Annotated in this window: 19 protein-coding genes; 6 read left to right on the top strand and 13 right to left on the bottom strand. The window is 67.4% G+C overall.

All coding sequences use genetic code 11. From position 1 onward, the window contains the following. Window positions 1–276: 276 nt before the first annotated feature. From zipA to AC3A3X_RS05150, 3 genes are all read right to left on the bottom strand, one after another. The gene (gene zipA, locus AC3A3X_RS05160) at window positions 277–1029 is read right to left on the bottom strand and encodes a cell division protein ZipA (RefSeq protein WP_487581963.1); all 753 of its coding nucleotides are present in this window, start codon (window positions 1027–1029) and stop codon (window positions 277–279) included. Between the two features lie 52 nt (window positions 1030–1081). Beyond that, window positions 1082–4585, bottom strand: coding sequence for a chromosome segregation protein SMC (gene smc, locus AC3A3X_RS05155; RefSeq protein ID WP_487581962.1), 3504 nt, complete (start codon window positions 4583–4585; stop codon window positions 1082–1084). Between the two features lie 310 nt (window positions 4586–4895). Next, complete coding sequence (locus AC3A3X_RS05150; RefSeq protein ID WP_487581961.1) at window positions 4896–5993, bottom strand: ABC transporter ATP-binding protein; 1098 nt, start codon at window positions 5991–5993, stop codon at window positions 4896–4898. Window positions 5994–6176: 183 nt separating this feature from the next. Between AC3A3X_RS05150 and AC3A3X_RS05145 the strand changes: the two genes are divergently transcribed. From AC3A3X_RS05145 to pgl, 3 genes are all read left to right on the top strand, one after another. Further along, window positions 6177–7571 (top strand): GH1 family beta-glucosidase, encoded by a 1395-nt coding sequence (locus tag AC3A3X_RS05145; RefSeq protein ID WP_487581960.1) that lies wholly within the window; start codon window positions 6177–6179, stop codon window positions 7569–7571. 166 nt (window positions 7572–7737) lie between these two features. Then, window positions 7738–8745 (top strand): glucokinase, encoded by a 1008-nt coding sequence (glk, locus tag AC3A3X_RS05140; protein ID WP_487581959.1) that lies wholly within the window; start codon window positions 7738–7740, stop codon window positions 8743–8745. A 24-nt stretch (window positions 8746–8769) separates the two neighbouring features. Next, window positions 8770–9519: a 6-phosphogluconolactonase gene (gene pgl, locus AC3A3X_RS05135; RefSeq protein WP_487581958.1), complete on the top strand. Its 750-nt coding sequence runs from the start codon at window positions 8770–8772 to the stop codon at window positions 9517–9519. A 24-nt stretch (window positions 9520–9543) separates the two neighbouring features. On the opposite strand, the gene AC3A3X_RS05130 is transcribed toward pgl, so the two are convergent. The 3 genes from AC3A3X_RS05130 to AC3A3X_RS05120 all read right to left on the bottom strand — a co-directional run bounded on the left by AC3A3X_RS05130 (window position 9544) and on the right by AC3A3X_RS05120 (window position 10564). Beyond that, window positions 9544–9930, bottom strand: coding sequence for a VOC family protein (locus tag AC3A3X_RS05130; RefSeq protein WP_487581957.1), 387 nt, complete (start codon window positions 9928–9930; stop codon window positions 9544–9546). Between the two features lie 77 nt (window positions 9931–10007). Then, window positions 10008–10334 carry a YkgJ family cysteine cluster protein gene (locus tag AC3A3X_RS05125; RefSeq protein WP_158730750.1) on the bottom strand — a complete coding sequence of 109 codons (327 nt, stop codon included), beginning with the start codon at window positions 10332–10334 and terminating at the stop codon, window positions 10008–10010. Next, window positions 10334–10564, bottom strand: coding sequence for a hypothetical protein (locus AC3A3X_RS05120; RefSeq protein ID WP_487581956.1), 231 nt, complete (start codon window positions 10562–10564; stop codon window positions 10334–10336). Before AC3A3X_RS05120 ends, AC3A3X_RS05125 begins: the two co-directional genes overlap by 1 nt. 143 nt (window positions 10565–10707) lie before the next feature. Between AC3A3X_RS05120 and AC3A3X_RS05115 the strand changes: the two genes are divergently transcribed. Continuing rightward, on the top strand, window positions 10708–10977 hold the full coding sequence (locus AC3A3X_RS05115; protein ID WP_158730749.1) for a hypothetical protein: 270 nt from the start codon (window positions 10708–10710) through the stop codon (window positions 10975–10977). Between the two features lie 28 nt (window positions 10978–11005). Here AC3A3X_RS05115 and AC3A3X_RS05110 read toward each other — a convergent pair whose 3' ends face one another. Continuing rightward, window positions 11006–11923 carry an AraC family transcriptional regulator gene (locus AC3A3X_RS05110; RefSeq protein WP_487581955.1) on the bottom strand — a complete coding sequence of 306 codons (918 nt, stop codon included), beginning with the start codon at window positions 11921–11923 and terminating at the stop codon, window positions 11006–11008. A gap of 279 nt (window positions 11924–12202) precedes the next feature. Here AC3A3X_RS05110 and AC3A3X_RS05105 point away from each other — a divergent pair, with 279 nt between their 5' ends. Both AC3A3X_RS05105 and AC3A3X_RS05100 read left to right on the top strand, forming a co-directional pair. Next, complete coding sequence (locus tag AC3A3X_RS05105) at window positions 12203–15454, top strand: efflux RND transporter permease subunit (protein ID WP_487581954.1); 3252 nt, start codon at window positions 12203–12205, stop codon at window positions 15452–15454. After that, a complete protein-coding gene (locus tag AC3A3X_RS05100) occupies window positions 15451–16566 on the top strand; it encodes an efflux RND transporter periplasmic adaptor subunit (RefSeq protein ID WP_487581953.1) in 1116 nt (371 codons plus the stop codon). The genes AC3A3X_RS05105 and AC3A3X_RS05100 overlap by 4 nt, the downstream gene beginning before the upstream one ends. A 169-nt stretch (window positions 16567–16735) precedes the next feature. On the opposite strand, the gene AC3A3X_RS05095 is transcribed toward AC3A3X_RS05100, so the two are convergent. The 6 genes from AC3A3X_RS05095 to AC3A3X_RS05070 all read right to left on the bottom strand — a co-directional run bounded on the left by AC3A3X_RS05095 (window position 16736) and on the right by AC3A3X_RS05070 (window position 25158). Further along, on the bottom strand, window positions 16736–17164 hold the full coding sequence (locus AC3A3X_RS05095; protein ID WP_487581952.1) for a VOC family protein: 429 nt from the start codon (window positions 17162–17164) through the stop codon (window positions 16736–16738). 82 nt (window positions 17165–17246) lie between these two features. Then, window positions 17247–20348 carry a discoidin domain-containing protein gene (locus AC3A3X_RS05090; protein ID WP_487581951.1) on the bottom strand — a complete coding sequence of 1034 codons (3102 nt, stop codon included), beginning with the start codon at window positions 20346–20348 and terminating at the stop codon, window positions 17247–17249. Window positions 20349–20524: 176 nt separating this feature from the next. Next, window positions 20525–21346 (bottom strand): carbohydrate ABC transporter permease, encoded by an 822-nt coding sequence (locus tag AC3A3X_RS05085; protein ID WP_487581950.1) that lies wholly within the window; start codon window positions 21344–21346, stop codon window positions 20525–20527. Beyond that, window positions 21346–22227 (bottom strand): carbohydrate ABC transporter permease, encoded by an 882-nt coding sequence (locus AC3A3X_RS05080; RefSeq protein ID WP_487581949.1) that lies wholly within the window; start codon window positions 22225–22227, stop codon window positions 21346–21348. Before AC3A3X_RS05080 ends, AC3A3X_RS05085 begins: the two co-directional genes overlap by 1 nt. Next, window positions 22224–23540, bottom strand: a complete 1317-nt coding sequence (locus AC3A3X_RS05075; protein ID WP_487581948.1) for a sugar ABC transporter substrate-binding protein — start codon at window positions 23538–23540, stop codon at window positions 22224–22226. The genes AC3A3X_RS05080 and AC3A3X_RS05075 overlap by 4 nt, the downstream gene beginning before the upstream one ends. Window positions 23541–23547: 7 nt before the next feature. Further along, the gene (locus AC3A3X_RS05070) at window positions 23548–25158 is read right to left on the bottom strand and encodes a glucoamylase family protein (RefSeq protein ID WP_487582005.1); all 1611 of its coding nucleotides are present in this window, start codon (window positions 25156–25158) and stop codon (window positions 23548–23550) included. Window positions 25159–25179: the final 21 nt, after the last annotated feature.

Here is a 25179-nt window from a genome sequence, read left to right as displayed (position 1 = left end):
TGAGGCTGCCGTCCCGGTTATGCCGCCATTCTGCCTCAGGTGCCTGAAGACCCATCAACCCGTCATCCCCGCGCAGGCGGGGACCCAGTGGCGTTGCCGTTGTCTTGGCTCGAAGAGCAAGTCGCTGGGTTCCCGCCTGCGCGGGAATGACGGGTAGAGAGAGCTGACGGAATGACGGGTAGAAAGAGCTGACGGAATGACGGGTAGAAAGAGCTGACGGAATGACGGGCAGGAAGAGCTGACGACCCTGATCCCGGCGATTGCCGGGGTGACAAATCACCAGCGCGCCGGCTTGGTAAGCGGCGGTGCTTCGCGCTGGCGGTCGTAGGCGCGCAGCTCGTCGCGGATATGGGCGATGCGCTGGCGGCCGAGGGCGTTGCGCTGCTCGTCCAGGACCACGCCGTCGAGCAGTTCGGCCATCCGCTGCGCGGTCGGCAGCATGGTTTCCCAGGCGTCGAGCGCGTTGACCGGCGCCGGCAGGGTCAGGAAGAAGGCAATCGCCGGGGTCTCCAGCGCCTGGATCTGCGCCATGTCGAAACTGCCGGGTTTCATGATGTTGGCGACGCTGAACACCGGGCCGCGCTCGGGGTGGTTCTCGACCAGGCGATGGAACACGCCCATGTGGCCATAGACCAGGCCGGCCTTCTCGGCGGCAACGACGATATCCGGGCCGTGCAGCTTCTGCCCGGCGCGTGCGGCCAGATAGAGCGTGACGATCTTGTCGAACTCTTCGGTCGCGCGACGGCCCAGTTCGCTGCTGGCGGCGCCCTCGAGAGTGCGGTCGAACAGTTCCAGTTCGGCCTGGGCGGTGGTTTCTCCTGCCACCACGGAGCTGCCCTCGCCTCCCAGCTCACGTTCCAGTTGCTCGCCCAGCGTCGGTTCGCGACGGCTGCCGTCGGCAGCAGACGCCTCGCGCGGCACGCGCTTGCCCTGGCCAGGCTTGCGCGGGCGACCAATGAACACGATCGCGGCGATCAGGATCAGGCCGGCGATCAGGATGCCGATACGCAGCAGGGTCACGTCTGACATTGAGGGGCTTCCTTACGGCAGGCGGGATGGTCGGGGGAAAGAGCGTGTGGACTCAGGCCACACCAGCCAAACGCGAAGCCTCCGCCAGGTCGACCGAGACCAGTCGACTGACGCCGGGTTCGCGCATGGTGACGCCGGAAAGCTGTTGCGCCGCTTCCATCGTCGCCTTGTTGTGGGTCACGAACAGGAACTGTACCTGTTCACTCATCTCGCTGACCATCGATGCCAGGCGGCCGACGTTGGCTTCGTCGAGCGGAGCATCGACCTCGTCGAGCAGGCAGAACGGTGCCGGGTTGAGGCGGAAGATCGCGAACACCAGCGCCACCGCGGTCATCGCCTTCTCGCCGCCGGACAGCAGCGAGATGTTCGACACGCGCTTGCCGGGCGGACGCGCCATGATCGACACGCCGGTGTCGAGCAGGTCTTCGCCGGTCAGTTCCAGATAGGCATGGCCGCCGCCGAACAGGCGCGGATACAGCTCCTGCACGCCGCTGTTGACACGGTCGAAGGTGTCCTTGAAGCGGCCGCGGGTCTCGCGATCGATCTTGCGGATCGCGTCTTCCAGCGTTTCCAGTGCGGTGGTGAGGTCGGCGTCCTGCGCGTCCAGGTATTCCTTGCGCTGCGCGGCCTCGGCGTGCTCGGCGATCGCGGCCAGGTTGACCGGCTCGAGCCGGCGCAGCTTGCCGTCGAGCTCGTTGACCGTGCGCTCCCAGACCTGCGGCTGCATGTCGTCGGTGAGGGTGTTGACCACGTCCTCCAGCACGAAGCCGGCCTCCACTATCGCCGCCGACAGCTGCTCGGCCTTCAGCACCAGTGCCTGTTGCTCGAGGCGACGCTGGCCGATGGCCTCGCGCTGCTGGATGGCCTGCTCGTCGCGCTGGTGGCGGACCTGTTCGAAGCGGCGCAGGTCGTGGTCGATGCCGTCGACCGTGGTGCGCGCGGCGGTCAATGCCTGCTCGGTGATCACGCGCTGCTCAAGCGCGACCTGACGCTGTTCTTCCAGCGTAGTGACCGGCTCGTCGCCGTCGGCCAGCTGCGCCGACAGTTCGCCCAGGCGCGAATCGAGCTGTCCACGCTGGCCACCCATGCGATCGAGCGCTTGCGCCAGTGCGGTGATCTGCGTGCGCTGGGATTCCAGCGTCAGTGCCAGCGCATGCGCGGTGTCGCGCGATTCGCGGGCGATGTTGCGGGCCTGGTCGCGGGCTTCGCCGAGGGCGCGGCGCTCGGACTCCAGCGCCTGGCGCGTGTCCTCCAGCTCGCCCATGCGCATGACCGCCTCTTCCTGGACGTTGCGCGAATCGCGGGACTGCTCGCGGGCGCTCTCCAGGGTTTCGGCCAGTTGCGCCAGTTCGGCGTCGATCTTCTCGATGCGGCCGCGCGCCGAATCCAGGCGGCCCTGCTGGCTCTGCAATTGGCCGGCCAGTTCGGAGACGCTGCGGTGCGCCATGTACAACGTGCGCTGCGCATCCTCGCGCTGCTGCTCGGCGGCGAGCAGGCGGTCGCGCAACTGCACCAGCAGCGATTCGAGCTCGCGCTCGCGCGCCTGCAGGGTGTCGATCTCCGCACGCAGCGACTGGATCTCGCGCTCGCGCAGCAATGCGCCCTGCTTGGCCGCGCCCGAGCGCAGGATCCGCACCCAGCCGGCGCCGAGGCGCTCGCCGTTGCGGGTGATGATGGATTCGCCCTCGCCCAGCATCGGCAGCATCGTGTGCGCTTCGCCAAGGTCTTCGGCGGCATGCAGCTTGGCGAGGATGCGGCGGATCGCGATCGGCCCGCGCACCTTCGAGGCCAGCGAAGTCGGCGCGAATTCGACAGAGTCATTGTGCGGATCGACCAGGACCAGGCGGCCCTCACCGAGCTCGCCGAGCGCATCGACCAGCACTTCCGGCGATTCGACCAGCACGCCCTCGATCATCTGACCGAGCGCGCCTTCGACGGCGTTTTCCCAGCCGGCTTCCACCTGCAGCGCTTCACCGACACGCGTCGCGGAATCGAGACCACGGGCCTTGAGCCAGCTCAGTGCGGCGCCCTGCTCCTGACCCAGCGCGGCATGCTGCAGCGTCTCCAGCGACGACAGGCGACCGCGTGCGCCCTGCACCTGCTTGCGCGCCTCGGCCAGTTCGGTCTGGGTGCCGCGCTGCTGGTCCTGCAGCTCGCCCAGCGCGGCCTTGCGCGTCTCCAGCTCCTCGCTGAGGCTGTCGATCGAGAACTTCTGGGTTTCGTGCTGCTCCTGCAACGCAGCGAACGATTCCGACAGCGCGCCCAGGTCGAGCCCGGCGCGTTCGTTGTTGAGTGCCTCGCGACGGCGGTCGGCGTCGAGCACCTGGCGGTCGAGGTGCTCGATGCGGGTGCGTTCGACGTCGGCGGCGCGGGCGGCCTCGGACTGGGCGCGGCTGTGCTCGTCCCAGCGCTGCTGCCATTCGGTGAGCCGGGTCTCGGCATCGCGCAGAGCTTCCTGGCGCATGCCGTCTTCGTCGCGCAACTGCTCCAGGCGCGGCTCGGATTCGGCCACGGCGGCGCGCAGCACGTCCAGGCGCGACTGGTCGCTGCCGATGTGCTGGCCCAGCTCGGCCAACGCCGACAGTGCCTCGTCGCGTGCTTTCTGCAGGCGCGTGGACATCTCGCGCTGGTGCTGGATCTGCTGTTCGATGCGGGCCAGCGTGCCACCGACCTCGTAGCTGGCGGCCTGGGCCTTGTTCAAGGCCTCGGCGGACTCCTCGCGACGCACGCGGCCCACCTCCAGCTCGCGCTCGGCTTCGCGCTGTTCGGCGATCAGCTGCTGCAGGCGGGTTTCGAGCTGGCTCAGCTTCTCGCGCTGGCCCTGAAGTTTCTGGTCGAGGGCGCGGTGTTCCAGCGCCTTCCACTCGGCGTCCTTGACCCGGCGCTCGGCCTGGATCGTCTGGTACTGCTCGGCCTGGCGTGCCTGGCGCTTGAGGTGTTCGAGCTGCTTGCCGACTTCCTCGCGCAGGTCGCTGAGGCGATCGAGGTTTTCGCGGGTGTGGCGGATGCGGGTCTCGGTTTCCTTGCGGCGCTCCTTGTACTTGGAGATGCCGGCGGCCTCTTCCAGGTAGACGCGCAACTCTTCGGGCTTGGCCTCGATGATGTTGCTGATCATGCCCTGCTCGATGATCGAGTAGCTGCGCGGGCCCAGGCCGGTGCCGAGGAACAGGTCGGTGATGTCGCGGCGGCGGCACTTGGCGCCGTTGAGGTAGTACTGGCTGCTGCCGTCGCGGTTGACGGTGCGCTTGACCGAGATCTCGTTGAACGCCGCGTACTCACCGGTGATGGTGTGGTCGGAGTTGTCGAAGATCAGCTCGACCATCGCCTGCGACACCGGCTTGCGTGCCGAGGAACCGGCGAAGATCACGTCGGTGAGCGAATCGCCGCGCAGGCGGCTGGCCGAGCTTTCGCCCATCACCCAGCGCACGGCATCGATGATGTTGGACTTGCCGCAGCCGTTGGGACCGACGATGCCGGTCATGTTGTTCGGCAGGTGCAGCGTGGTCGGATCGACGAAGGATTTGAAACCGGACAGCTTGATCGTGGACAGACGCATGCGGCTGGGTTGCCTCTTGGCGGCGTGGCGGAACGCGGCCGTGATTACCGACTGGGATTAGATTCGCCTCCTAATCCATTGATTCCCATAGGAGGCGCACGGCTCGTGAGCCGTGTCTTCACGGGGAGTATAGCGGGCCCGGAACGTCGCAACCCCCTCTCCCTGGCCGCGTTCGCGGCCTGTCCCTCTCCCACAAGGGGAGAGGGGCGGTCCGGGGTCTGCGTTGCCGGGGAGAGGGTGCGGTCTGGGGGCCGCGTTGCCCTCTCCCCTTGTGGGAGAGGGACAGGCGCAACGCGCCAGGGAGAGGGGCTCAGGCCCGCAGGCTGGCCCCGCTTTCCTGATCGAAGTAATGCATCTGCTCCGCCACATACCCCAGGTGGACCGTATCGCCCACCTTGGGCAGGTCGCGCGGCGCCACCCGCAGGATCAGTTCGCAGCCGCCGCACCCCAGGTCGATGAAGGCCTCGTTGCCGACCGGCTCGACCGCCTCGACCGTTGCCGCCAGATGCCCGGGGCCGGGCTCGCCCAGATACATGTCCTCGGGACGCAGGCCGACCGTCAGCTGCCGGCCCAGGAACCCGCGCACGGGCTCGACCAGGTCGGCCGGCGGCCGCAGCGGCAGCTCCACGCCGTCGCCCATGCGCAGCTTCAGGCCGTCGCTCTCGACGACCTCGCCCCACAGCAGGTTCATCTTCGGGCTGCCAAGGAACGTCGCCACGAACAGGTTGGCCGGCCGGTTGTACAGGCCCATCGGCGTGTCGATCTGCTGGATGCGCCCCTTGTCGAGCACGACGATGCGCTGGCCCAGGGTCATCGCCTCGATCTGGTCGTGGGTGACGTAGACCATTGTCGTGCCCAACTGCCGGTGCAGTCGCGAGATCTCCACGCGCGTGGAGGCACGCAGCTTGGCGTCGAGGTTCGACAGCGGTTCGTCGAGCAGGAACACCTGCGGTTGCCGCACCAGTGCGCGCCCCAGCGCGACGCGCTGGCGCTGGCCGCCCGACAGTGCCGCCGGCTTGCGATCGAGCAGCGACTCCAGCTCGAGCATGCCCGCGGCCTCGCGCACGCGCCGTTCGATCTCGGCCTTGCCGGTGCCGCGCAGCTTCAAGCCGAAACCCAGGTTTTCGGCCACGCTCATGTGCGGGTACAGCGCATAGCTCTGGAACACCATCGCGATGTCGCGATCCTTCGGCGCCACGTTGTTGACCAGGCGCTCGCCGATGCGTAGTTCGCCGCTGCTGATCTGCTCGAGGCCGGCGATCATCCGCAACAGCGTCGACTTGCCGCAGCCCGACGGGCCTACCAGCACCAGCAACTCGCCGTCGGCAATTTCGAAGCTGGCATCGTCAACGCCGACAAAGCCGTTGGGATAGACCTTGCGCAGACGATCCAGCGTGACCTTCGCCATGAATTCTCCAGAGCCGTCCCCGTGCATGGGGGATCGTTTCACTTTCGCCGGCCGCTTTGCCAGTTGATGGGAATGTTGATTGAGCGCGGCCGATGGTTCCCAATGGGCACCGCCGTCGGCTATCCTGCCATGTAACCGTTTTCACGCCTATCCATAGTTCTAACGTCCCCCGAGACAGAGCCGATGAGCCGAGCACCAGGCGCCGACCAGTTCGTATTCCCCGAAGGCTTCCTGTGGGGCGCCGCCACCGCTGCCCACCAGATCGAAGGCTCGCCCATGGCCGACGGTGCCGGCCCGAGCATCTGGACGCGCTTCGCCCATACCCCGGGGATGATGCTCAACGGTGATACCGGCGACGTTGCCTGCGACCATTACAACCGCTGGCGCGACGACGTGAAGCTGATGCGCAGCCTCGGCCTGCAGGCCTACCGCTTCAGCGTGTCGTGGTCGCGGATCCTGCCCGAAGGCACCGGCCGGGTGAACCAGAAGGGCCTGGATTTCTATTCGAACCTGGTCGACGAGCTGCTCGCCAACGACATCGAACCGCTGCTGACGCTGTTCCATTGGGACCTGCCGGCGGCGCTCGACGACCGCGGCGGCTGGCTCAACCGCGAGATCGCGGACTGGTTCGCCGAATACGCCTCCGTCATGTACCGCGCGCTCGACGGCCGGGTGAAGAAGTGGGTGACCCACAACGAGCCGTGGGTCGTCACCGACGGCGGCTACCTGCACGGCGCGCTCGCGCCGGGCCACCGCAGCAAGTTCGAAGCCCCGATCGCCTCGCACAACCTGATGCGCGCGCATGGCGCGGCGGTCAAGGCCTACCGCGAGATCGGCAAGCACGAGATCGGCCTGGTGGTGAACATCGAGCCCAAGTACGCCGCCAGCGATTCGGCGGCGGACCAGGCCGCGGTGCGCCGCGCCCACGCCTACATGAACGAGCAGTACCTGCACCCCGCCCTGCTCGGCCACTACCCGCCCGAGCTCAAGGAGATCTTCGGCGAGGCGTGGCCGGACTGGCCGGCGGAGGACTTCGAGCTGATCAAGCAGCCGCTCGATTTCGTCGGCATCAACTACTACACCCGCAGCGTCACCCAGGACGCGAAGAGCTACCCGCTCAACACCGCCGTGGTCAGGCAGCCGCTGGGCACCTACACCGAGACCGGCTGGGAAGTGTTCCCGCAGGGCCTGACCGACCTACTGCTGTGGTTCAAGCAGACCTATGGCGACCTGCCGGTCTACATCACCGAAAACGGCGCGGCGTTCTTCGATCCGCCCACGGCCGACGTCGATCCGGTGTCGGGCGAGCGTCGCGTGCGCGACCCGCTGCGCATGGACTACCTGCGCAAGCACATCGGCGCCATCCACGATGCGATCCAGGCCGGTGTCGACATCCGCGGCTACATGCTGTGGTCGCTGATGGACAACCTGGAATGGTCTCTGGGCTACTCCAAGCGTTTCGGCATGATCCATGTCAACTACGGCACCCAGGAACGCACGCCGAAGGACAGCGCGCTGTGGTACTCGCAGGTGATCGCCTCGCACGGGCGCAAGCTGGCCGAGCCACTGCCCTACTGAATCGTACTGTCCCGCATCGGCGGCACTGATTTCGTTTACATCCGGACAAATCATCCACCGCCGACCCCACGCGCAAGACATCGCCCCGGGACTGCATTACGCTGCCGGCAGCCCGGGCTCGACAGTGCGCCGGTTCGTCTGCAATCCGATCGTGCGGTGGTGATCCTTGAGTGTTTCCCAGTCTCCGGCAGCAATTGACCCGGCAGCCGATGCCCTGCTCGCCGATATCGGCGGTACCAATGCCCGCTTCGCCCTGGCCCGCCAGGACAGCCGCACGCCGCTGCTGACCGAGAGCGTGCGCGAATTTTCCGTCACCCAGTTCCCGTCGCTGGCCGATGCCGCCCGCCACTACCTCGACACCACCGGTGCCAATCCGCGCACCGGCGTGTTCGCCGTGGCCGGCCGGGTCGACGGCGATGAAGCCCGTATCACCAACCATCCGTGGGTGATCTCGGCGGCGCGCACGCGCGATGCGCTGGGCCTGGAATCGGTCGAGCTGGTCAATGATTTCGCCGCGCAGGCGATGGGCGCGTCCCTGCTCCAGGTCGAGGACGTGGTTGCCCTGGGTGCTGCCGGCTGGGACGGCCACGACGATGCCGACCGTACCTTCGCCGTGATCGGTGCCGGTACCGGCCTGGGCGTGGGCGGCCTGTTGCGCCGCGACGGCCGCTACTACCCGCTGCAGACCGAAGGCGGCCACGTCAGCTTCGCGCCCAACACGCCGGAAGAAATCGAGATCCTGCAACACCTGTCGGGCGAGTTCGGCCGGGTCTCCAACGAGCGCCTGGTCAGCGGCATGGGCCTGGTCAATCTGCATCGGGCGCTGAGCGCCATCGCCGGCGAAGACCCCGGCCCGCTCAAGCCGGCCGACATCACCGCCCGTGCCCGTGAAGGCGACCCGCGCAGCCTGCGCACCATCGACATCTTCTGCGCCGTGTTCGGCGCCGCTGCCGGCGACCTGGTGCTGACGCTGGGGGCATGGGACGGCGTCTTCCTGACCGGCGGCCTGGTGCCGAAGATGTTGTCGGCGATCGCGCATTCGGGCTTCCGCCAGCGCTTCGAGCACAAGGGCCGGTTCTCGGCCGTGATGGCGCGCATCCCGACGCTGGCGGTGATCCATCCGCAACCCGGCCTGCTCGGTGCCGCGGCGCTGGCACAGCACACGCGTCCTTGAAGCCGGCTGTGCCAGTATCGAACGATGGCTGCCGAACGCTCGCACGAACCCGCCACGGCGACGCATCCGCAACCGCACCACGACCTGCACGTCCATGCCAACGAGGACGTCTGGACCTGGGCGGTCGCGGTGGCCATCGCCGCGGAACTGCGGCGTGAGCTGACCACGCAGCCGCGGGCGCGCCTGCTGCTATCGGGCGGGACCACGCCCGCGCCGGTATATCGCGCCCTGTCGAAAGCACCACTGGACTGGGACCGGGTCAACGTCGGCCTGGTCGACGAACGTTGGCTGCAGCCGCAGGACCTCGACAGCAATGCCCATCTGGTGCGCACGCAGTTGCTGCAGCACCAGGCAGCGGCCGCGCATTTCGAGCCGATGACCCGCGCCGGCAAGTCAATCGAGGAAGTGGTCGCCGGCGCCAATGCCTTCGCCAAGGTCCAGGCCTGCGTCACGGTGCTCGGCATGGGCGAAGACGGCCACGTCGCGTCGCTGTTCCCCGGCATGGGTGAACTGGATCGGGTATTCGCCAATCGCAACGACTACGCTGCCGTCGATGCCACCGGCTGCCCGGGCGCGCGCCAGTGGCCGCGTCGGATCAGCCTGACGCCACGCGGCATGTCCAGGGTTCCCGTGCGCATGCTGCTGATCCAGGGCGCACGCAAGCGCGATGTGTTCATGCGCGCGCTGACCGATGGCGATCCAGTCCGCTGGCCGGTGCTGACCGCATTGGACAGCATCCATGGCACTCCGCTGCAGGTGCACTGGTGCGCATGAGCGCGTGCCGGGAATCGATCGGTTTCATGGCGCGCGAGCGTAGCTGACCGTCAGCATTTCCCACTGGTGGCCATCGGGCTCGTTCCAGTAGACGATGCGGCCGCCGTGCGCGGTATCGACCTGATGGTCGACCGGACCATGGACGGCGCTGCGGTAGGCGATGCCGGCAGCGCGGATCCGCTGCAGGATCGCATCGAACTCGTCCTCGCCGACGCGGAAGCAATAGTGGATCAGCGGGAACGGCTCGCTCCACTGGTCGAAGTCGAAGGTCAGCCCACCGTTGAGGTACACCGGGGCGAACGGCCCGATGCCCGTCTGCGACCAGGGCACGCCGAGCAGATGCGCCAGCAGCTTCGCCGCCGCCACGCGGTCGCGCGACGGCACCAGGATGTGATCGAGTTCGATGGCCATGCTGCCTCCCTGGCAATGGCCGGGAAACTACAACAAGCCGCGTCGACTTCGCGTCATGCGCGACACCAACGCCACGCTCAGCGCCGTGGTTCGTCGATCAACGCCAGCGGAATCGCCTGGGCCTGCATCTCGCGATAGGCCGCGCGCTCGGAGCGGCAGTAGGCGCTGCCCATGGCGAACTTGCGGCAGACCCCGGGACGCTGATCGTAGATGCTGCAGCACATGCGGCTGTGGTCGACCGCAACGCACCAGCCCTCCTCGTCGCGCGCCATCACCTCGGGGCCGTCGGCAAGGCGCTCCACCATGTGCCTGGGCACGTCGTCCTCGGGCATCAGCACCACCGTCAGCCGACAGCACACGGCATCGCATCGACTGCACGAAACCTCCGAGCGCTTCTCGCCCATCAGGCACGGCCTGCCGCGACGGCAGCGCGTTGCTGGCTGTCGGGAAGTGCGCGCAGGCGGCAATGGCGCGGGCCCACGTTGGCCGTGAGATTGCGGGTGCTGAAGGACAAGAGGAACTCTCGGCGGGCGCCGGTCGTCGTGTCGGCGGGCGATGTCGCATGGCGGGAGCGCAGCGGGCGACTGGAGAGCGGTCGAGCGGGACGCGTGAGCGGAACGGTGTGCAGCGCCATGGTACGCGCCTTCAACACCCGGCGCTTGAACGGCGGCGAACCCGATTGCCGCCGAGATTGGTTCTCGGCACAAATCGACGAAGTTCACGCCCAGGCTTCGCCATACGGCGCATACTCAGCCAACCCCCATCGAGGCGGACCCCATGAAGCATCAGGTTGCAATCTTCCGCTTCACCCTCGGCAACGGGCAGAGCATCAGTCCCACGGCCCTGCAGTCGATCTGGGTCAGGGCGTGCCAGTCGCCGGACGTGAGCGTGGGTCGCAAGGCCGGCGGTTATCCCGACAACAACCGGCCGATCTACTCGCTGTATGCACAACCGGGCCTGGAGGATCTGTCCCAGGTCGAGCGCCGCCTGCGGCGCCTGTTCGACGAAACCGGATTGCGCGCATCGCTGGTCTCGATGCACGTGTAAGCCGGTCGTGTGAGTCAATCCCAGGTCATCACACCTGCGGCACCGCCCTCGCCCGTCCGGCCTCGAAGCGCGGCGGCGCACCAAACAGTCGCTTGTACTCACGACTGAACTGCGACGGGCTTTCGTAGCCCACGTGCCGCGCAGCACTCATCGCCTCCATGCCAACGGCCATCATCAGGCGGCGGGCCTCATGCAGGCGCAGGTGCTTCTGGAACTGCAACGGCGACATCGTCGTCACCGCCTTGAACTGGTGGTGGAACGACGACGTGCTCATGTGCACGCTGCTGGCCAGTTCGTCGATGCTCAACGGCTGCAGGTAGCGTTGCCGCAGCGTCGACACGGCGCGGGCGATGCGGCTTGAGCGACCATCGGTGGCGGCGATCGCGCGCAGGCGATGGCCGAGGTCGCCGGTCAACACGCGGTAAAGGATCTCGCGCCGCACCATCGGCGCCAGCACCGGCAGGTCCTGGGGCGTGTCGAGCAGACTCATCAGGCGCAGCACTGCGTCCATCAGCGGCGTGTTGACGCGCGCGGCGTAGAGGCCGGGATCCACGCCCGCATGCGTCGACTCATGGTCGGCGGTGTCGGCGATCAGCCCGGCGACTTCGTCCGGATCGATGTCCAGGCGCAGGCACAGGTACGGCTGCTCGGGCGTGGCCTCCACCACCTGCCCGAATACCGGCAACGTCACTGACACGACCAGGTAATTGAGCGGGTTGTAGTGATAGGTCTGGCCGTCGAGCGTGGCGACCTTGCTACCCTGGGCGACGATGCACAGGCGCGGTTCGTAGACCACCGGCGTACAGGCCGTGGGCGTGCTGATCCGGACCAGGCTCAGGGCGTCGATGGCGGTCGCATGGATGCCGTCGTCCGGCGTCGATCGGGCAATCCGGTCCGCCAGTTCGGCCAGCTTCGGACAACCGGCCCGAGGCGTGACTTCTGTCATGGAAGCAATGAGATTCATGGTTTTCCCGCCTTCCCACCTGACCGGGGAATTATCGGCGCAATCCGGCTCAGGAATGTGCCGATCTGGTCGATTTGCAGGATCAGGCAATTTTCAAGCAGCAATGTACTACCGCTGGGAAGCCATGACCCCCTAACGTAAGCGGACGGATCCAGTGTCTTGGGACGAGGCCTACCGGCCCCGTCGGCGGCGTCGGACGAGGCCTGCCGGCCCCGTCGGCGTGGCTGCCCGAGCCGCCCCCACCCCCACCGGACGCACGCGATGTGGATTGTCCAATACGCCCTGAGCCGCCGATACACCATCGGCGTGCTCGCGATCCTGATCCTGCTGTTCGGCACGCTGGCGACGCGGCGCATGCCGACCGACATCCTGCCTGAAGTCGGGATCCCCTCGGTCAATCTGGTGTGGACGTACAACGGCCTGCCGGCGGCGGACATGGCGGCCAAGCTGACCTCGTTCTCCGAGGCGGCGATCATGAACACCGTCGACGACCTCAAGGAGGTCCGCTCCGAGTCGCTCACCGGCGCCAGCATCGTGCGCATCGACTTCCAGCCGACGGTGAGCCTGGACCGTGCACTGGGGCAGATCACCGCGGTCTCGCAGACCATCCTGCGACGCATGCCGCCGGGCACCTCGCCGCCGCTGGTGATCCGCAACAACGTCTCCAGCACGCCGGTGTTGATGCTGGTGCTGTCGTCGGACTCGCTGACCGAGGCCCAGCTCTACGATTACGCGCGCCTGCAACTGCGCTCGCAGATCCAGACCATCCCCGGCATCCGCATGACCCTGCCCTACGGCGGCGCCGCGCGGCAGATCATGGTCGACCTCAATCCGGCGGCGCTGCAGACCTACGGCCTGACTCCGGCCGACGTCACCACCGCGCTCGAACGCGGTAGCCCTACCCTACCCTCCGGTTCGATCCGCGAGAACGCGCGCGAGATGCAGATCTCGCTCGACACCAGCCCGGCCAGCGCGGCCGAGTTCCTGGAAATCCCGGTGGCCGCGCGCAACGGCACGGTCATCTATATCCGCGACATCGCCTCGGTCCGCGACGGCGGTGCGCTGCAGACCAACGTCGCGCGCATGGACGGTTCCAGCGCGGTCGCGGTGGCGCTGATCAAGCTCGGCGGCGCGTCGGCGGTGGAGATCGTCCGAGCGGTACGCGAGCGCCTGCCCGAGATCGAAGCGTCTGCGCCCACCGGTACCCGCATCCAGCCGATCTTCGACCAGTCGGTGTTCGTCGACCACGCCATCGACTCGATCCGCCATGAAGTACTGCTGGTCGGTCTGCTGGTCGCGCTGGTGGTGCTGGTCTTCATTGGCTCCTGGCGCTCGAGCCTGATCGTGCTGTCGGCGATTCCGCTGGCACTGCTGGCCTCGGTGACGATGCTCAGCCTGCTCGGCTACACCTTCAACGTGATGACGCTCGGCGGCCTGGCGCTGGCGATCGGCATCCTGGTCGACAACGCGGTGGTCGACGTCGAGAACACCAACCGCAACATCGCCATGGGCAAGGACGTGCGCACGGCGATCCTCGACAGCGCCCGCGAGGTGGTGTTCCCGGAGATGGTGTCGACCATCTCGATCTGCATCGTGCTCACGCCCATCCTGCTGATGACGGGCCTGTCGGCGTGGGTGTTCACACCCCTGGCGCTGGCGGTGATCTTCGCCATGCTGGCCTCGTTCCTGTTGTCGCGCACGCTCATCCCGGTGCTGTGCTACCTGATGCTGCCGGCCGACATCCGCAGCCGCGAGAAGCCGCGCTGGCAGGCCGAACGTGCCTTGCTCAAGGTCAACCACAAGGTCGAGCACACGCTCGATTCGCTGCGCGACCGCCACCACGCCCTGCTGGTGCGACTGGGCCACCATGGCGGCGTGCTGGCGCTGACCGCGTTGGCGGTGATCGCGATCGGCGCGGTGTCGGCGGTCTCGCTCGGCCGCGAGTACTTCCCCCAGGTCGATGCCGGCCAGCTGCGCCTGCAGGTGCGGCTGCCCAGCGGCACCCGCCTGGAAGAAACCGCCGCGCGCCTGACCGACATCCAGCGCGAGATCCGCAGGATCATCCCGGCCGCGGAACTGCAGACCGTCTACGAGCAGATCGGCATGCCCGACGCGGTGAACCTGTCGCTGGTCGACAGTGCCGTGGTCGGCTCGTTCGAAGCCGAAGTGATGCTGCAGCTGCGCACGCCGCACCACTCCAGCCATGACTACCTGGTGCAGATCCGCCGCCGCATCGCCGAGCGCTTCCCCGACGCGAAGGTGTTCGAGCGACCGCCCGATGCCACCAGCCGGACACTTGCCGGTTCGGCTGCGGCCGCATTCGAAGTGCGCGTGATCGGCCGCGACGCGGCCGGCAACCTCGCCCTCGCCCGCGAAATCGAGCAGCGCCTCAAGCAGGTACCCGGCGCGGTCGACGTCGCCCTGCGCCAGGTGCTCGACCTGCCCGAATACCAGGTGCGCATCGATCGCACCCGCGCCGCCCAGCTCGGCCTGGACGCGCAGCAGGCCAGCCGCGCGGTGCTGGCGGTGCTGGGCTCGTCGGGCACGGTCACCCCGGTCTACTGGACCGACACGGTCAACGCGATCGCCTACACCGTACAGGTGCAGGCGCCGCCGGTGAACATGACCAGTGTAGACACCCTGCTCAACGCGCCATTGCGCATAGGCAACGACGGCCAGGCCGTCCTGCTGCGCAACATCGCCACCGTCACGCCGCGCAGCGTGCCGGCGAGCCTGGCACGCACCACGCTGGCGCCGACCATCAGCGTACTGGCCAACGTCGAAGGCACCGACCTGGGCTCGGTGCAGGACCGTCTCACCGCGATCACCACCGAATTGCAGGGCAAGCTCAAGCCCGGCAACCGAATCGAGATCGCCGGCCAGGCCGGCGAGATGAGCAGTGCCTACAGCGAACTGGCGGCCGGATTGTTGATGTCGGCGGCGCTGGTGTTCCTGGTGCTGGTGGTCAACTTCCAGTCGTGGATCCAGCCGCTGGTGGCGATGTCGGGTCTGCCGTTGGCCATCGCCGGCGCCGCGTTCGGCCTGTTCGTCACCGGCACGCCGTTGAGCGTGCCGGCACTGATGGGCGTGATGATGGTGATCGGCGTGTCCACCGCCAACAGCGTGCTCGTCACCAGCTTCGCCCGCGGCCTCGTCGCCGCCGGCCACGACCCGGAACTGGCCGCGTACGAATCGGCGGCGGTGCGCCTGCGCCCGGTGCTGATGACCGCCAGCGCGATGATCCTGGGCATCATCCCGATGGCCATTGGCCTGGGCGAAGGCGGCGAGCAGAACGCGCCGCTCGGTCGCGCGGTCATCGGCGGCCTGCTGTTCGGCACGCCGGCCACGCTGGTCCTGGTCCCCTCCATTCTCGCGGTGCTCGGACGGCGCATGCCGGCAGCGGCGCGACACGCTGCAATGCCCGACATCGACAGCAACGATTCCAGCAGTGCCGACCCCACCGGCCCCACCGCCCCCAACCTCGGCGGCGCCGAAGCAGGAGCCACCCCATGATGACTTCCTACAGCAACATCGCACGCGCGGCGATGGCGATCGCCATCCTCACCGTGCTGGCGGCCTGCAGCAACGGCGCGGCCGAACCCACGCCAGCCACTGCAGTGCCCGAGGTATTGACGGTCCGGGCCAAAGCCGCCGACAGCACCTACGACCTGAGCCTGCCCGCACGCGCGGTGGCCGGGGAGTCGGCGCAGATCTACGCGCGCGCCACCGGCTTCATCAGCGAGCGCCGCGCCGACCTTGGCGACAAGGTCGTGACCGGCCAGATGCTGGCGGTGATTGCCGCGCCCGAGGCCGACCAGGCCGTGCGCGAGGCACAGGCCGAGCTGGCACGCGCACGCGCCGACGAGACCCTGGCCAAGGTCAATTTCGATCGAGCCAACGTACTGGTCGGTTCCGGTGCGATCTCGAAAGAGCTGTACAGCGACCGCAAGGCCAACCATGACGTCGCCGTGGCGGCCGAAGCAGCGGCCGAGGCACGCCTGACCTCGGCGCGCGAGCGCCAGGGATTCCAGACCGTACGCGCGCCGTTTTCCGGTGTGGTCGTCGCCCGCAACATCGAACGCGGCGACCGCGTCGTCGGCGATTCCACCACCGCCACGCCGCTGTTCGAAGTCAGCTCGCTCGACCCGCTGCGCGTGGTGATCGACGTGCCGCAGAACGTGGCGCTGCAGATCCAGCCCGGCGTGGAAGCCGACGTCGGTTTCCCGGAACTGCCGGGGCAGACGTTCAGGGCCCAGGTCGTGCGCAGCGCGCAGTCGCTGTCGCGCGATTCGGGCGTGATGCGCACCGAGCTGCGCCTGCCCAACCCCGACAGCCGCATTCCCGCCGGCATGGTCGGCAGCGTGCGACTGCACCTGTCGCGTGCAGCGCCCGCCACGATCCTGCCGCTGTCGGCGGTGATCCAGCGCGGCAGCGGTGCCCAGGTCGCGACGCTGCGCGACTCGGCACTGGATTACCGCGACGTCACCCTCGGCCGCAATCTCGGCAACGAGATCGAAGTGCTGTCGGGCGTCGCCGCCAACGATGTCGTGGTGGTGGCCCCGAATGCGCTGCTGACACCCGGCGCCCGGGTCAAGGCACGCGAGATGGCAGCGGAGAAAAAGTAGCGTTCTTCCCGCACCCTGCGAACCTCCGCCTTGGAGCCCCTCTCCCGCTTGCGGGAGAGGGGTTGGGGTGAGGGCCGCCGAAGACCGGGCAACAAAGCACCGAAGCGCAGAAGCGCAGAAGCACAAGCAGGTCCCTCGCTGCGCTCGGGACGACAGGACCCGGGTTGTCTCAGAACGTCACCTTGACCGACGCGGCACTGCGCTTGGCTTCGCCGTGGTAGACCGCTTCGATGTTGTTGCCGTCCGGATCGAGCACGAACGCGCCGTAGTAGCCAGGGTGATATTCGCGTTCGCCAGGACCGCCGTTGTCCTTGCCACCGTTGGCAAGGGCGGCCTTGTGGAACGCATCGACCATCGCACGGTCCTGGGCCTGGAACGCAAGATGATGGCGCCCGGTCAGTTCTCCCTGTGCCGCTTCGCTGTCGGCGGTGGAGACAAACAGTTCGTCGGCCCAGAAGTAATCATCGGCCGTCCCGCCCATGGGAACCTGGAGGACATCGAATATCGCCGAGTAGAAGGCCCGGCTGGCGCCGAGGTCGCGCACGACCAGCTGGATGTGGTCGATCAGGCGGCCACGATGCAACTCCTGCGTTTCCATTTGCTCTCCTTGGATGTGGTTACACCGCGCCTGGATACCGCACCACGCAGCATCGCGCCGTCACGCGACGTTGATGCCGTTTTCAGCGTTGGCCCCGAGCGAGTTGGATCTCGACCGTTGCTCCGGCTCGGTCGATCCGCAGCTCGCTGCCCTGCCAGGTCGCCGCCCGGCCATCGATGCGCGTGTGCCCGGGCGGCTGCGGCCAGGGCCAGGTCAGGACGACCCCGCCCGGCGGCGGCGTGAGTCCCGGCGCGAGCTTGAATACGACACGGTCGCCGGTCTGTTTCAGCGAATACCCCAACGGCCCCTGCGGCGTGCGCAGGTTCGCCACACTGACGCCCTCGCCCGCCAGCCAGTCGGCCGGAATGCCGGCGGCGACCACCAGCGCATCGTCGTCGCGGCTGTAGGCGAACATGTCGAGCGCGGAGCGCACGTAGTCCGAAGCGACCCAGGCGTGCGGCAGGTCGCCGAGGAAGAACGGCTTGCGCGGCGTGCGAGAGACAACTTCGGCCCATTGGTTCCATGCCCGCGGCTGCTGGTCGGCGAAGAAGAACGCCAGCGCCTCGTGGGCGCGTTCGCGCCAGCCCAGCCGCACGAAACTGCCGATCGTGCGCAGCTCATAGGGCGTGTAGTCCTTCCACTCTCGCGTGCCATCTCGGCGTGCGACGAACTCGCGCCAGTAGCGCTCGAAGGTGTTGTGCAGCTGGTCCTGCGGCAGGTTGGCCTGCTCGCCGCCGGGCGCCAGCGCGATGGTGGTCGAGGTCGCATCGAAATCTCCCAGCTCGGCCGCACCGGGCAGGAAGTCGATGCCGTGCTGCGCGGTGGCCGCGCGCAACGAGGCGTACAGATCGTCGCGGAACTGGTCGCGCGAGGCGGCAAAGCGTGCGGCCTCGTCGTCGTGACCGAGCCATTGCGCGATCTCGACTGCATCCTTGTAGCCGCGCAGCGTCCAGAAGTTGTCCCAGTACGAGTGCATCGGCTTGGCCGAGTAGCCCTCGTGGCTGATCGAGGCCGGCATCATTCCGTAGAACGCCGCATTTCGACTGCGGTTGGCCTCGGTGCGTTCGCTCAGGCGCAGCTGGTCCATGTAGCGCACCGCGCCCTGCACGTGCGGCCACATCGACGCCAGCAGCTCACGGTCGCGGGTGTAGCGGAAGACCTCGGCCACGGTGAAGACCAGCTCGCCATGGCTGTCGTTCTCCGGCACCGGATCGCTGCCGCGGTCGTCGACACAGCACGGTACCTTGCCGTTGTCGAACTGGTACGGCGCATACCAGCGCAGGAACTCTGCGGCGACGTCCTCGCGCCCCATCCGCAGCAAACCCTCGCCGATCATGGCGCCGTCGCGGATCCACGCCCGCGAGTACGAACGCGTACCCGGCTGCAGGCGCGGACCGATGCGGCTGATCAGCATGTGCGCCAGCGCGGTGCGCAGGGTGTCGACGACATGCTGGCCCTGCGCCGGCACGCGCAGCTGCACGCGGTCGAGTTTGTCGCGCCACTGTGCCGCGGCCCGTTGCTGCATGGCTTCGGCGTCGGCGCCGGTCAGCGACGAGGCGAGCTGGCCAGTCAGCGGCGCGACCCAGTCAAGCTGCCAGGTCTCGCCCGGCGCCAGGCGCACGGCATGGTCGAGGACGCCGCTGGCCAGTCCGGTGGGGTCATCGACCTGGTCCGGCGACGTGGAGGTTGCAGGCGCGTCCTGTGCATCGAACGTCGTGGCGCGCACCTGCGTCGCCGGCACCGACAGCCTGAGTCGTGGCCGGCCGTCCACGATCACCAGGTCGCTGTCGAGTGCCAGCGCGTGGATCGGGCTGACGCCGCCGACAGTGTTGAGGAACTGCGTCGGCGGGTTGACCTGCAACGGCCGTACCCGCAGGCCCAGCACGTAGTCCTGCGCGACCTTCGAGGTGTTGGTCAGGCGATAGCGGCCGACCAGTTGCGACTGCGGCTGCGTGCCCTGCGCGAAGGCCGTGACGTCGAGGCGGAAATCGGCGTGTTGCCACTGCACGGTCGGGATGGGCAGGTAACCGTCCTGCATCGACTGCGTGATCTCCACGCCGGCCCAGTTGACGACACCCCGCGCGGTGGTGACTTGCGGCTCGATGCTGAAGCCGCCCTTGCCGATCTCGATTGCGCCGTCCTCGCCGATCAGTCCTTGCTCGAGGCCGCCGTCGATGCCCAGGATCGTCCAGTAGGTCTGCTCGCCGCTGAAGCCTCGTGGCCACGCGCCCCGTGTCGCCTCCGCGGCAACCGATCGCACGAAGTCGTTGGGCGTGGCGGCGAATGCCAGCGGCTGCACACTGAACTCCGCCAGCGCAATCTCCGCGGTCGGCGCCTTCAGTGGGGTCAGTCGCAGATAGCGTGCTTCGGACTCCGGCAGTGCCAGGTAGTCGCTGCCGCCGTCGGCACCGCTGACCTCACGCGCGAGGCGCCAATGGCGATCGTCGTCGGACAGCTCGATACGGTAGTCCGATGCCTGCAGACCTGGCAGCCAGCGCAGGACCAGTCCACCAAACTCGCGCATGCGCTCCAGATCGAGCCGGAATTGCGGTGGTCGCGCCGGGTCGATCGCTGCCCGCCACGCGGTGTCGGGTTTTCCGTCGACCGCATTTCCGGCGAGTCCGCCGCCCGCTGTCGCACTGGCGCGGCCGCGCAGCGGCGAGTCGTCCTGCGGCGGCAACGTCCGCATTGCCAAGTCATCGAAGCAGACCGAACCCTTGCCGCCGGCGCTGTTGTAGATGGTGAACTCGATCCTGCGACTGTGACGCAGGGTCGGATCCGGCGCCGGGCCCCAGGCACGGCTGATGTGCCGGCGCTTGTACTGCACCTGCGTCCACTGCGCGGGAAAATCATAGCGCGGACGGTTCACCCACCAGACGTTGTCACCGCTGTCGTCGACCAGCTTGAACTGCAGGTCGTTGGCCGGCGAGTCGCCGCGCAACTGGAACGAGAACGCGTAGTTGTCCGGATAGTCCAGCGGCAACTCGCGGGTGACGCCGGCGTAGCCGGAGACGCCGTTGAAGTCGTAGTCCAGGCACAGCGCCTTGCCATGCGTGCCGGCGACGCTGCGCAGCTTGCCGCTGACCTGGTCGGAGGTGACCACCGTCCATGCCTTCACTGACTCGAAGCCATCGAGCCGCCTGGCGGCGCCCTGCGCGGCTGCGGCAGCCGGTACGACGCTCATGCTTGCGACGACAACTGCGACAAACCATCCCGTCATCCCGGCGAAAGCCGGGATCCACCTTGACCTTGCTCTGGCCGTCGCAAGAGCCAATGCAAGATGGATCCCGGCTTTCGCCGGGGCGACGGGCTGAAGATGGATCCCGGCTTTCGCCGGGATGACGGGCTGTGTGCGTCCAGTCACCCCTTAACGCTCCCCACCAACAGCCCCTGCAGGTAGTACCGCTGCAACGCCAGGAACAGCAGCAGCACCGGCAGCACGGTTACCACCGAGCCGGCCATCATCATCTCGTTGTCCTGCACATGCTCGCGCGACAGCGTCGCCAGCGCGACCGGCAGCGTCTGCAGGCTCTTGTCGCTGAGCACGATCAGCGGCCACATGAAGTCGTTCCACGACGCCAGGAACACGAAGATCGCCAGCGTCACCAGGATCGGCTTGAGCACCGGCAGCACGATCTGGAAGAAGATGCGCACCTCCCCTGCCCCGTCGATCCGCGCCGCTTCGAGCAGCTCGTCGGGAATCGAGCGCGCGTACTGGCGCACCAGGAAGATGCCGAACACCGTCGCCATCGACGGCACGATCGCGCCGGCATAGCTGTTGACCAGCCCCAGCTGCTTGAGCATCAGGAACAGCGGCATCATCGTCACCTGCGCCGGGATCACCAGCGCCGCCAGCAGCACCCGGAAGATCTGTTCGCGCCCGGCGAAGCGCAGCTTGGCGAAGGCATAGCCGGCCATGGTGTTGAGCAGCACGCCGATCAGCGTGGCCAGCGTCGCGATCAGGAAACTATTGAGCAGGTAGCGGCCCATGCCGGCGCGCGCGAACAGCTCGTGGTAGTTGTGCAGCGTCGCACTGGCAGGCAGCAGCGGCGGCGGGAACTGGCTGGCCTCGCCGGGCTGCATGAACGACACCGAGAGCATCCACAGCAGCGGCGCCACGCTGATCACGCCCAGCGCGATCAGCAGGCCGTTGATGATGGCTTTGGCCAGGCGCGGGGTCATCACTCCGCCCCCTTGCGCCGCGCAAACCAGAACAAGCCGCTGGTCACCGCCGTCATAAGCGCGAACAGCATGAACGCCACCGCCGACGCGTTGCCCAGGTTCCACCACTTGAAGCCCTCGTCGTACATCAGGTACAGCACGCTCACCGTGCTCTGCAGCGGTCCGCCCTGGGTCATCACGTACGGCTCGGCGAACAATTGGAAATAACCTGACAGGGTCAGGATCGACACCAGCAGCAGCACCGGACCGAGCAATGGCAGGGTGACATGCCGGAACTGGCGCAGCGGCGATGCGCCGTCGATGCGCGCCGCCTCGTACAGGTCTTCCGGGATGGACTGCAGTCCGGCCAGGAAGATGATCATGTTGTAGCCGAAGTTCTTCCACACCGCGAACAGGATGATCGTCGGCATCGCCCACTTCGGGTCGCCGAGCCAGTCGACCGCATCGATACCGACCCACGACAGCGCCCAGTTCACCAGGCCGTAACCGGTATGGAACAGATAGCGCCAGATCACTGCCATCGCCACAACCGTGGTCACCACCGGGGCAAAGTAGGCCGTGCGGAACAGCGGCTTGAACCGCGCCACCTTCGAATGCAGCAACAGGGCTGCAGCGAGCGATACCGCGATCGACAGCGGCACACCGACCACGACGAAGTACAGCGTATTGCCCAGCGCCTTCCAGAACAGCGGGTTCTGCAGCAGGCCCAGGTAATTGCCCAGACCGACGAATCGCAGGTTGGCGATGTCGGACAGGGAGTAGATGTCGAAGTCGGTCAGGCTCAGCGCGAGCGCGGCCAGCACCGGCAGGCCGAAGAACACCGCGATCACTGCAAGTGCCGGTCCGGCGAAGATCCAGCCGGCGGTGGTCGCGCGCATCATGGCGCCGCTCCTGGCGTGCGGTGGTCGAGCATCCAGCGCCGCTTCTCGAGAATGTTGTCGGCGCGGCGGTCGAGCTCGGCCGCGGCCTCGTCGACGCTGAGCCGGCCGTTGGCCAGTTGCTCGCCGACCAGCTTGATCTCGTTGGCGATGCGCTCCCACTCCGGCACCTTCGGCGTCGGCCGCGCGCGCTCGAGCTGGTCGCGGAATGCCCGGGCGTAGACGTCGTCTTTCAATGTCGGCGCTTCCCAGGCGCTGCGTCGCGGCGGCAGGTTGCCGGTCAGGGCGTGGAAGCGCACCTGCATTTCCGGCTGCGACAGAAAGGCCACCAGCTTCCACGCCGCGTCCTGGTGCATGGACTTGCGGAACACGACGAAGCTGGCGCCGCCGGCGACCGAGGCGCCGGGTCCGTTCTCTCCGGGCAGCGGCATAGTCATCCAGGTCGACTGCAACTGTGGCGGCAGCCGGTTGCGGAACTCGGCGATATTCCACGGACCGTTGACGTAGAAACTGAAATAGCCGCGACCGAACTCGTTCCAGACATTGGCGATCTGGGTGTTGCTGGCGACCGGTGCCCACTTGTTGACGAAGACATCGCGATAGAAGCCCAGCGCCCGCTTGAATCCGGGGCTACGGAAGTTGCCGTAGCGGCCGTCGTCGCGCAACAGCGGTTCGGGCGACTGGATGCCCAGGTTCAACAGCGGCTCGGCTTCGTTCAACGGGAACAACGCGGCGTAGCGGTTGGGGCCGACCTCACGCTTGATGGCCGCCATCGCCACTTTCCATTCCGCCCACGTGCGCGGTGGCCGGGTGATGCCAGCCTTCTCCAGGATGTCGCGTCGGTAGAACGGCAAACGGGTTTCGACGTACCAGGGCACGGCGTACACGGTCGTTCCGATCACGCCGGTATCCCAGGCGCCCTGGAAGTAGTCCCGTGCCTGCAGGCTTGGCGTGTCGGCCAGGCGCGCATCGAGCGGCGTCAGTGCGTTGAGCAGCGAGAACTCCGATACCCAGGTGTTGCCGATCGCACCGACATCCGGCAAGGCATCGCCTGCGAACGCGGTCAGCAGCTTCTCGTGCGCGGAAATGATCGGCAGTTGCTGCAGCTCGACGCGGATGCCGGGATTGCGTCGTTCGAACTCCGGGATGAGCTGGGCGACCACCTCGCCTTCGTAACCCATCGCCCAGAAGCGCACCACCTCGCGCTTGTCGCCGTCGCGCGAGCACGCCGACACCAGCACGATGACCGCGAGCACCGCCGTAGCCGCGAGCGATTGCCATAGCTCCTGCACTTGCGGGCGCAGTCGGCCGGTCACGGCATGCTCATTGCTGCTGCGGCCTGGACGGCTTCGGCGCCGCTGCGTCCGGCTTGGCGGCAGGCTGCGCATCGTTGGCCTGCGCCGCGCGCGATTCGGCCTCGCCCAGTGCCCGCGCCGTCGCGGCGTCCTTCTCGGCCTTGGTCTGCGGCAGCGGCTGCGTGCTTACCGTTTCGCCCTGCGGCTGCAACCAGCCGCCCTTGAACCCGGCCTTTTCCAGTCCGGCACGGATGTAGGGGTTGCGCTTCATCACGTTCCAGACGAACTCGTTGCGGTAATTGGCGATCATCGCAAGGATCGGCCCCTGGTCGATGCCGATGTAGTCGCTGGCGACCCAGCCCTTGTCCGGTACCAGGCGTCCGGTCTTGAGCGGGATATCGAAGTCGAAGCTCGGGTTGAACGAATCGAGGAACCCATAGCTGGAATACAGGTAATCGCCATAGCGCTCGTGCAGCGCCACGGTGGTCGGGATGACGATCTCCGGCGCGAACGGCAGCGAGCCGATCACCGCCGTCGGCGCCAGCGTACCGTCGTCGAAGGTGTCGCGCAGGCCGGCGCCGCGGGCGGAATAGTGGCGGAACTGGCGCTGCTCGCCGCGGTATTCCTGCAGGGTCTGCTGCGGGCCATCGCTGGCGGTCAGGCCCCAGGTCTCATGGCCGTAGTCCTCCCACTTCATCGGGTTGGCGATGGCGTAGGCGCGCTGGGCGTAGGCGGCGCGGCGGCTGTTCTCGAAATAATCGATGCCGCGCTCGCGCATGTAGTCGTCCTGGATGCCGCGGAAATCGATCCAGACATGGCTGTACTGGTGCCCGAACATCGGGCCGAAGGCGAGGAACTCCTCACCCTGGTATACGCCCCAGACGTCGTTGTAGGTGCGCGTCCACACCGTCCAGGCATTGGCGTCGACCGGATGCGTCGGCGATGCCATCGCCAGCACGTACAGCATCATCGCCTCGTTGTAGCCGGTCCAATCGTGCTTGATGAAGCCGCTTTCCGGGAACCAGCCCATCGAGATCAGCGGCTTGTTCTGCTGCAGCCAGGTCCAGTCGACCTTGCGGTAGAGCTGGTCGGCGATCTCGCGGATCTGCTTCTCGCGCTCGTCGTCGCGGTCGTAGTAGCTCTGCGCGAACAGCACTCCCATCATCAGCAACGCGGTGTCGACGCTGGAGAGCTCGACCCAGCTCTGGTAACGATGACCGGTGTCCATGTCGAGGAAGTGGTAATAGAAGCCCTGGTACGCGCCCTTGCCGGTGTCCTGCGGGCCGGACTGCATGTCGCGGAAGAACTTCAGCGTCACCAGGGTGCGGTCGACCGCCTGGCTGCGATTGATCCAGCCGTTCTCGACGCCGATTGGATAGGCGGTCAGGGCGAAGCCGACCGAAGCGATGCTGGCGAACGGGCGTGAGGGGTAGCGATCCGGCGTGAGACCGTTGTTCTCGTTGGTGGTGTCCCAGAAGAACTGGAACGTGCGCTTCTCGATGTCGGCGAACAGCGGCGGCAGTTCCAGCTTGGCCGGCTTCAGCGGTTCCACCTGCACCGGCGGCGCCGAGGACACCGGATACGTCTGCGACGTCGGTTCGCTCTGCTTGCAACCGGCCACGAACACCAGCAACGCCATCAGCGATGCCACCCCCCAGTT

Source organism: Lysobacter sp. Soil_N_23, from assembly GCF_057656135.1.
The sequence above is the reverse complement of the archived record's forward strand: the minus strand, read 5'-3'. Positions and strand labels throughout refer to the sequence as shown.

Coding starts and splice junctions, on each gene's coding strand:
- AC3A3X_RS05080 (WP_487581949.1), bottom strand. CDS start 22,227: ATGATGCGCGCGACCACCGCCGGCTGGATCTTCGCCGGACCGGCACTT.
- AC3A3X_RS05125 (WP_158730750.1), bottom strand. CDS start 10,334: ATGGGCGAGAAGCGCTCGGAGGTTTCGTGCAGTCGATGCGATGCCGTG.
- AC3A3X_RS05070 (WP_487582005.1), bottom strand. CDS start 25,158: ATGGCGTTGCTGGTGTTCGTGGCCGGTTGCAAGCAGAGCGAACCGACG.
- AC3A3X_RS05150 (WP_487581961.1), bottom strand. CDS start 5,993: ATGGCGAAGGTCACGCTGGATCGTCTGCGCAAGGTCTATCCCAACGGC.
- pgl (WP_487581958.1), top strand. CDS start 8,770: ATGGCTGCCGAACGCTCGCACGAACCCGCCACGGCGACGCATCCGCAA.
- AC3A3X_RS05120 (WP_487581956.1), bottom strand. CDS start 10,564: ATGGCGCTGCACACCGTTCCGCTCACGCGTCCCGCTCGACCGCTCTCC.
- AC3A3X_RS05145 (WP_487581960.1), top strand. CDS start 6,177: ATGAGCCGAGCACCAGGCGCCGACCAGTTCGTATTCCCCGAAGGCTTC.
- zipA (WP_487581963.1), bottom strand. CDS start 1,029: ATGTCAGACGTGACCCTGCTGCGTATCGGCATCCTGATCGCCGGCCTG.
- AC3A3X_RS05085 (WP_487581950.1), bottom strand. CDS start 21,346: ATGACCCCGCGCCTGGCCAAAGCCATCATCAACGGCCTGCTGATCGCG.
- AC3A3X_RS05130 (WP_487581957.1), bottom strand. CDS start 9,930: ATGGCCATCGAACTCGATCACATCCTGGTGCCGTCGCGCGACCGCGTG.
- AC3A3X_RS05110 (WP_487581955.1), bottom strand. CDS start 11,923: ATGACAGAAGTCACGCCTCGGGCCGGTTGTCCGAAGCTGGCCGAACTG.
- AC3A3X_RS05100 (WP_487581953.1), top strand. CDS start 15,451: ATGATGACTTCCTACAGCAACATCGCACGCGCGGCGATGGCGATCGCC.
- AC3A3X_RS05105 (WP_487581954.1), top strand. CDS start 12,203: ATGTGGATTGTCCAATACGCCCTGAGCCGCCGATACACCATCGGCGTG.
- AC3A3X_RS05090 (WP_487581951.1), bottom strand. CDS start 20,348: ATGAGCGTCGTACCGGCTGCCGCAGCCGCGCAGGGCGCCGCCAGGCGG.
- smc (WP_487581962.1), bottom strand. CDS start 4,585: ATGCGTCTGTCCACGATCAAGCTGTCCGGTTTCAAATCCTTCGTCGAT.
- AC3A3X_RS05095 (WP_487581952.1), bottom strand. CDS start 17,164: ATGGAAACGCAGGAGTTGCATCGTGGCCGCCTGATCGACCACATCCAG.
- AC3A3X_RS05115 (WP_158730749.1), top strand. CDS start 10,708: ATGAAGCATCAGGTTGCAATCTTCCGCTTCACCCTCGGCAACGGGCAG.